We start from the raw sequence: 2122 nt of genomic DNA on the forward strand, positions 1-2122 counted from the left end.
GAAAACAATGTTTTCTATAATGAACAACCATATTGTGAATTAATCAGTGCAGAATTTTATGAGCTTGACTATGCACCATGTCATAATGATCATGATAGTCATCATGAAGGCTCATGTGAGAAAACACATTCCGAAAAATCATTTGACAAATTACGCGAAAAAATCGTTCTTGATTTGACTTTAAAAGTATTACAAACTCAACAAGTTCAACTCGGAGCACCAACAAGACCTGGATATAACTGCTAATTAAAAATGTTATTAAATAAGAAAAACCACAGCGATCTGCTGTGGTTTTTCTTATTGCTCTGACTAAAACTATATTGTAAATGCTCATGGCATGGTATGTTGGATTTCAATCATTAGTTCCAATGTAAACTTTTGAATATTAGTTTACTTTCAAATCCTCTAAAACATTGACTTTACACCAAATCACCTGATATCCTCAAAATACACAACAAAAGTATACATTCAAAACATAACAAATAAAGAGGTTAGAACATTCATGAACGAAAAAGAAAAAGCTAGATCCATGCTAGCTTTTTACATAAGTTCTGTTATCGAAAATTATCATATTCATGTTTTAATAGAGAATATACCTTAGAATCGCAATACATACTATTGATCATTACACTTTGTCTCAATGTTCCTTCATATGTCATTTTTAGCTTTTGCATAACTCGTTCAGACGCTATATTTCTTACTTCACATCTTCCTTCAATACGATTTAAATCTAATTCTTTAAAACCAAACTTTATTACTTCTTCTAAAGCTTCGACGATAACTCCTTTTCCCCAATAAAGTGGGTTAATAACAGCTCCTAAAGAAGCGCTACCGTATAATAATTTCCAAATGCCACAGGTTCCAATAACTTTTTGATCACCCTTAAAGATAATAGACCATGTGAAGGACTTACCTTTCTTAGCTGTTTCCATCGTGTTTTCTAAAAAAATACGAGTTTCATCTTTATGTTTTTGTACCTCCCGAGGTACATAGGTAGTTGTTTGAGGATCCGAATAGACTTCGAATAAATCATCTAAATCATGAAAATCTAGTTTTTTTAATAAAAGACGCTTTGTTTCTAATATAGGAATTTCATATGTATTTTCCATACTCTCACCTCAGTTAATCGTTATTTTTATATTATATATCTTATTCATGTGAAGTTTACATAACACCACTTATCAGCAGTCCATGTATCTCAAAATCTAAAATAAATCCCTTCAGATCTTCTTTCTAAAGGGATTTTTCGTTCACATAATCTATAAAATATCAGTAGTTTTTATTTATCTACTTTAAAATACTCTGGATGTTCTGCTTTCATAGATAAAATGTTACCACACTCCGTGCAAACATCAGCAATCACTCTTGAAAATTGATTAAAAGGGTTATTCGTACTAATAAGTCTTAAACATGCTTGGGCATCTAATGAATCTTGCCCGATTTCTCTAGAACCACAATTAGGACATTTTTTATTCATTTTCAATTCCTTCTTCCCAAAATTTAGTTCACATAAAATCCGTTATCAGTAAGTATCCAAAAAAGCTCAAATTTCAAAAGATTATTTCCAAAACTCATACCATTTCTTATCTTTACTTGCTGCAATCATCTTCTTAACTTCCTGGACTTCCCTTATTGTTTGCATGAGCATTTCATCACGTCCCTGGTTCTTCGCCATGTCTTCGCTAGTATTTGTCGCTATAAGCGTTTGGGATTCCCATATCGTTTGTATAGCGCTCAATAACTCTGATTCTCTTTGTGCGAATCGCTGGTCTTGTTCGACTAAACGTTTGTTTAATTCTTGTAGTAATTTATTTTGCTTTTCAATGACCTCGTTTTGATCTTGAAGCATCGTCTGTAGCGTTGTAGCGTTGAAATCCGGTTCTTCATAGCGCTCAATTTCGTCTCGCTCTAATGGCAATACCTCAATGCCTTGATGCCATGATACTATTTGTTTTGTTGCGTTTTCTAATGTCATGTCTGTGTCGTTCTTTAGGTTGATAACCTTACGAAACACCATTACATCACTTTCTCTATATTTCCTATGCCCACGTTCATTCTTTATGAAAGTATAACCCTCTTTTTCTAGTACATCAGCATACTTACGTAATGTACTAGATTGGAT

3 protein-coding genes and 1 pseudogene are annotated in these 2122 nt (G+C 32.8%); 1 reads left to right on the top strand and 3 read right to left on the bottom strand.

Annotated features, from left to right (window positions below; genetic code table 11):
* Positions 1-246, top strand: a pseudogene (locus tag JDS92_RS29925) (CsxC family protein); the annotation flags it as partial.
* Between the two features lie 308 nt (positions 247-554).
* Here JDS92_RS29925 and JDS92_RS29930 read toward each other — a convergent pair.
* The 3 genes from JDS92_RS29930 to JDS92_RS29940 form a co-directional block, all read right to left on the bottom strand.
* Entirely contained in the window at positions 555-1109 is a 555-nt protein-coding gene (locus JDS92_RS29930) for a GNAT family N-acetyltransferase (protein ID WP_097956913.1), read from the bottom strand.
* Between the two features lie 170 nt (positions 1110-1279).
* The gene (locus JDS92_RS29935; RefSeq protein WP_097956914.1) at positions 1280-1477 is read right to left on the bottom strand and encodes a hypothetical protein; all 198 of its coding nucleotides are present in this window, start codon (positions 1475-1477) and stop codon (positions 1280-1282) included.
* A gap of 81 nt (positions 1478-1558) precedes the next feature.
* Positions 1559-2122: DUF3967 domain-containing protein (locus JDS92_RS29940; protein ID WP_206773097.1), on the bottom strand; the 564-nt coding region annotated here is incomplete at its 5' end.

Origin of the sequence: Bacillus cereus group sp. N12 (assembly GCF_016483575.1) — a bacterium.
Classification (GTDB): Bacteria; Bacillota; Bacilli; order Bacillales; family Bacillaceae_G; genus Bacillus_A; species Bacillus_A toyonensis.